Consider the following 5,032-nt stretch of genomic DNA (forward strand, 5'->3'; position numbering starts at 1 on the left):
GCCCGTCGCGCCGGGCCGGCTGGCGCTTTCCGCCGCGGCGATCCTGAAGGGCGAGGCCTACCCCGGGAATGCCGGCTTCGGCTGCATCCACCGCTCGCCGCCCGCCGCGCCCGGCGCGGGGGCGCGGCTGCTGCTCTGCCTCGACGAGCCGGGCCGGATCCCGCTGGCATGAGCGCCCCGACGCCAGGCAGCGATGCCCGCCTGCCCGTCACCGTGCTGTCCGGCTTCCTCGGCGCCGGCAAGACGACGCTGCTGAACCACGTGCTTGCCAACCGCGAGGGCAGGCGCGTCGCCGTCATCGTCAACGACATGTCGGAGGTGAACATCGACGCCGCGCTGGTCGGCAATGCGGGCAGCCTCTCCCGCACCGAGGAACGTCTCGTCGAGATGTCGAATGGCTGCATCTGCTGCACGCTGCGCGAGGATCTGATGCAGGAGGTCGCGAAGCTGGCGCGCGAGGGCCGCTTCGACGCGCTGCTGATCGAGAGCACCGGCATCAGCGAACCGATGCCGGTCGCCGCCACCTTCGACTTCCGTACCGAGGACGGGTTCAGCCTGTCGGATCTCGCCCGGCTCGACACGATGGTGACGGTGGTGGATGCGCAGGCCTGGCTGCGCGACTACGCCAGCACCGCGAGCCTGCGCGCCCTGGGTCAGACGGCGGGCGAGGAGGATGGGCGCATGCTGGTGGACCTGCTGGTCGAGCAGGTGGAATTCGCCGACGTCATCGTGCTGAACAAATGCGACCTGGTGAGCGAGGCGGAGCTCGGCCGGCTCTCCGCGCTGATCGCCAGCTTCAACCCTCGCGCCGAGATCCTGGGCTGCGTGCAGGGCCGCGTGCCGCTCGGGCGCGTGCTCGGCACCGGGCTGTTCGACTTCGGCCAGGCGAGCCAGGCGGCGGGCTGGGCGCAGGCGCTGTCCGGGCACCACCTGCCGGAGAGCGAGGAGTTCGGCATCACGAGCTTCGTCTGGCGGGCGCGGCGTCCCGTGCATCCGGCGCGCTTCAAGGCGCTGATCGAGAGCGACCTGCCCGGCGTGGTCCGCGCCAAGGGCTTCTTCTGGCTGGCCACGCGGCTGCCCTGGGCGGGATCCTGGCAGCTGGCCGGCGCGGTCGGCCGGCATGAGGCGGCGGGCTTCTGGTGGGCGGCGCAGCCGACCTCGCGCTGGCCGCAGGACCCGGAATGGCGTGCCCGCGTGCTGGCGCAGTGGGAAGAGCCCTATGGCGACCGCCGCCAGGAGATCGTCTTCATCGGCATCGGGATGCAGGAGAAGGCGCTGCGCCGGCGCCTCGACGCCTGCCTGCTGACCGAGGCCGAGATGCGCGGCGGGCCGAAGGCATGGGCGAAGCTGCCCGATCCCTTCCCGCGCTGGAGCGCCGAGTGATCCTCACCACGCCTTGATCGGCGGGCTCTTCACCTCGACGGAGACGGTCGGCTCCAGCGCCTCGATGTGATGGATGACGCCCGGGTGGTTGGTCCAGGCGTCGCCAGGGCCGGCGATGAACTCGCGGCCGTCGATCGTGACCTTCACCTTGCCCTTCACCACATAGACAATGGAATCGTGGTCCGGGTGCATGTGCGGCTTGCTCGCCTGGCCCGGCGCGAAGGTGCATTCCACCAGCACCATCCGCTCCGTTGCCGCCAGCGTCTTGAGCTGGACCGGGCTGCCGAGGGGGCGGCCCTCCACCTCGGTGATCTGCGTGACCTCCGCCTCGGCGGAGGGGACGAAGTCGCGGCCGAGTGGGGGGATCAGGCGGGCGGCGGACATGGGCGGTCTCCCTGCTTGCGTGGCGAGCTTGCCGGAACCGCGCGGCCGGCCAAGCCTTTTCGCCGCCGCCCCTGCGGAATTGCCGGATTCGGCTTGACTCCGGCGCGCCCCGGGGCGTAACGCCCGGGGCGAACCGCACGCCTCCGGGCGCTGCGGTGTCCCTGTTTTCGCGGCAGGGGAGACGACGGGGCGCCTCGCGCGCCCGGACGTCGCCGCGAGGCTGGGGCCGGCAGCGGCGGGCCGTCACACCGCCACCCGTCCAGGGGCCGTCCGGATCCACAGGGGACCGACACGGCCAGGTCGTGTCCGCGCCGAGGCGCGGAGGCGCATACCCCTTGGCCCCACGGGGCCAGCACCCAGGAACCCCATACCGCATGGCTAGCGCCACCACCCTCGCCCGCAACACCGGGTCCGAGGATTTCGCCGCCCTTCTCGACGCCACGCTCGGCGACAACACCGGCTTCGCCGGCTCCGTCATCACCGGCAAGGTCATCCGCATCGACGACGACGTCGCGGTGGTGGATGTCGGACTGAAGAGCGAGGGCCGCGTCCCGCTCAAGGAATTCGCCCCGCAGGGCCAGAAGCCCGACGTCAAGGTCGGCGACACCGTCGAGCTCTTCGTCGAGCGCTACGAGGACCGCGACGGCGCGATCATCCTCTCGCGCGAGAAGGCGCGGCGCGAGGAAGCCTGGACCAACCTCGAGAAGTCCTTCACCGCGCAGCATCGCGTGAACGGCGTGATCTTCGGCCGCGTCAAGGGCGGCTTCACCGTGGACCTCGGCGGCGCGGTCGCGTTCCTGCCGGGCAGCCAGGTGGACATCCGCCCGGTGCGCGACGTGACGCCGCTGATGGGCAGCCCGCAGCCGTTCCAGATCCTCAAGATGGACCGCGCCCGCGGCAACATCGTCGTCTCCCGCCGCGCCGTGCTGGAAGAGACCCGCGCCGAGCAGCGCGCCGAGCTCGTCCAGGGCCTGAAGGAAGGCATGGTGCTCGACGGCGTGGTGAAGAACATCACCGACTACGGCGCCTTCGTGGACCTCGGCGGCGTCGACGGCCTGCTGCACGTCACCGACATCGCCTGGCGCCGCATCAACCACCCGAGCGAGGCGCTGACCATCGGCCAGCCCGTGAAGGTGCAGGTCATCCGCTTCAACCCGGAGACGCAGCGCATCAGCCTCGGCATGAAGCAGCTGATGGCCGACCCGTGGGAGAACGTGGCGACCAAGTACCCGGTGCAGGGCAAGTTCTCCGGCCGCGTCACCAACATCACGGACTACGGCGCCTTCGTGGAGCTGGAGCCGGGCGTCGAGGGTCTCGTGCACGTCAGCGAGATGTCCTGGACGAAGAAGAACGTCCATCCGGGCAAGATCGTCTCGACCTCGCAGGAGGTGGAGGTGGTCATCCTCGACGTGGACGGGCCGAAGCGGCGCATCTCGCTCGGCCTGAAGCAGGCGGTCGGCAACCCCTGGGACGTCTTCGCCGAGCAGCACCCGCCGGGCAGCGCCATCGAGGGCGAGATCCGCAACATCACCGAGTTCGGCCTCTTCGTCGGCCTCGGCCCGGATCTCGACGGCATGGTGCACATGTCCGACCTCAGCTGGGACGAGCCCGGCGAGACGGCGATGGCGCGCTACAAGAAGGGCGACACGGTCAAGGCCAAGGTGCTGGACGTCGATGTCGAGAAGGAGCGCATCTCGCTCGGCATCAAGCAGCTCCAGGCCGACCCGGCCGCCGAGGTGCTCGACCGCATCCGCAAGGGCGACGTGGTCACCTGCGTCGTGACGAAGGTCGAGGCCAACGGCATCGAGGTGAAGGTGGACGAGGTGCTGACGGGCTTCATCCGTCGCGCCGAGCTCGCCCGTGACCGCGCCGACCAGCGCCCCGACAAGTTCGCCGTCGGCGAGAAGGTCGATGCGAAGGTCACCGCCGTGGACCGCGCCGGCCGCCGCCTGGCCCTGACCATCAAGGGCAAGGAAGTGGAGGAGGAGCGCCAGGCGATGCAGGAGTACGGGTCCTCCGACTCCGGCGCGTCGCTCGGCGACATCCTCGGCGCCGCGATCCGCCGCCGCCAGGCCGGCGAGGAGTAACGACGCACCGCTCAGGCGGTGCTTCGACGAACCCCGGGCAGCCCCGCTGCCCGGGGTTTTTTCGTGCGTCCCCGTTCTTCGGATGCCGCTCCGGCAGCCTTGACGCGCCGCTCGCGCCGCGCGGGAATCGCGCCGCAGGCCATCTGAACTGGCCATTGGCACCGCGGAGCCGGCCCATGATCACCATCGGCGAGATGATGGCCCATGCGCGCGACGTGGAGGCGCGGCGCGCCGGCGTCTCGGAGGCCGACATCGCGCTCGGCCGCAAGGCCGGGATGCTGCCGGCCGACGTCGCGGCGCTGCGCGCCTTCACCGCCGGCGCGCCGGGCTGGTGCATCGTGGTGCGCTGTCCGAAGGCGGCGTCCTATGCCTGGCAGGGGCTGCTGCCGGCGAAGATCGGCGCGGTGTCCAAGAAGACGGGCGACTCCGGCGTCGTCAGCGTGCACAAGCTCCGCCGCGCGCCCGGCGGCGCGCCGATGTTCCGCGACGGCGAGCCGATGATCGATGCGTCGGTCTACGTCTCCGACTACGATCTGATGGGCGTGTGGCAGTTCTGGAAGGGGAGCTGGCAGCGGCTGCGCATCGCCGCCGCGGGCGGCGCCAAGCGTGGCAGCTACGGCGCGGAGGCGGCGGAGATGCTGCGGCGCCTCAACCGCACCCTCGTCACCAAGATCCAGCACGGCTGCCAGGACGACTGGGTCTCGTCCGACAACCGCGGCGTGAAGCCCGACGACCCCTTCGCCGGCTTCGTGCGGGGCGAGGCGATGTTCCTCGACGGCGCCGCGGCGTGCCGGGGCTTCTATGCGAGCCGCGGGCTCGGGGCCTTCCCCTACGACGCGGCCTCCGGGGCCTTCACCGGCTGAGCCGGGCGCGACCGCCGCGCTCCGTGCGGTCGCAGGGCGCGGGCTCAAGGAGCCGTCAACGCGCCGGGATTTCAGGGCCTTGGCCGGATGCGGGGTAGCGGGCCATATGCGGCGCATGCCCCTCGATGCCGATCTCCTGCTCGATCGCCGCAAGCTGAAGCGGCGCCTGTCCTTCTGGCGCGCCGCGGCCGTGCTGGCGGTGCTCGGCCTGGTCGCGGCGATCGCGATCGCCCCGCGCGACGCGTCGCGCCTGCTGCCCGGCGGTCGCGAGCACGTGGCGCGGCTCAACGTCAGCGGGTTCATCGGGGACGACCG

At 71.4% G+C, this 5,032-nt stretch carries 5 protein-coding genes and 1 pseudogene; 5 read left to right on the forward strand and 1 reads right to left on the reverse strand.

Translation table 11 applies throughout. The features are described 5' to 3' along the window. The first annotated feature begins 19 nt into the window (after nucleotides 1-19). Together L2I40_RS18900 and zigA are read left to right on the forward strand one after the other, a co-directional pair. Nucleotides 20-172: a DUF1826 domain-containing protein gene (locus L2I40_RS18900; protein ID WP_272910986.1), complete on the forward strand. Its 153-nt coding sequence runs from the start codon at nucleotides 20-22 to the stop codon at nucleotides 170-172. Next, complete coding sequence (gene zigA, locus L2I40_RS18905) at nucleotides 169-1,383, forward strand: zinc metallochaperone GTPase ZigA (protein ID WP_237216736.1); 1,215 nt, start codon at nucleotides 169-171, stop codon at nucleotides 1,381-1,383. Before L2I40_RS18900 ends, zigA begins: the two co-directional genes overlap by 4 nt. 3 nt (nucleotides 1,384-1,386) lie before the next feature. On the opposite strand, the gene L2I40_RS18910 is transcribed toward zigA, so the two are convergent. After that, nucleotides 1,387-1,767, reverse strand: a complete 381-nt coding sequence (locus L2I40_RS18910) for a cupin domain-containing protein (protein WP_237216737.1) — start codon at nucleotides 1,765-1,767, stop codon at nucleotides 1,387-1,389. A 374-nt stretch (nucleotides 1,768-2,141) separates the two neighbouring features. Between L2I40_RS18910 and rpsA the strand changes: the two genes are divergently transcribed. The 3 genes and pseudogenes from rpsA to L2I40_RS18925 form a co-directional block, all read left to right on the forward strand. After that, on the forward strand, nucleotides 2,142-3,854 hold the full coding sequence (gene rpsA / locus L2I40_RS18915) for a 30S ribosomal protein S1 (protein ID WP_237216738.1): 1,713 nt from the start codon (nucleotides 2,142-2,144) through the stop codon (nucleotides 3,852-3,854). A gap of 176 nt (nucleotides 3,855-4,030) precedes the next feature. Then, entirely contained in the window at nucleotides 4,031-4,717 is a 687-nt protein-coding gene (locus L2I40_RS18920; protein ID WP_237216739.1) for a hypothetical protein, read from the forward strand. A gap of 106 nt (nucleotides 4,718-4,823) precedes the next feature. Next, nucleotides 4,824-5,032: pseudogene (locus L2I40_RS18925) on the forward strand (signal peptide peptidase SppA); the annotation flags it as partial.

The organism is Falsiroseomonas oryziterrae, from assembly GCF_021864505.1.
GTDB classification, from domain to species: Bacteria; Pseudomonadota; Alphaproteobacteria; order Acetobacterales; family Acetobacteraceae; genus Falsiroseomonas; species Falsiroseomonas oryziterrae.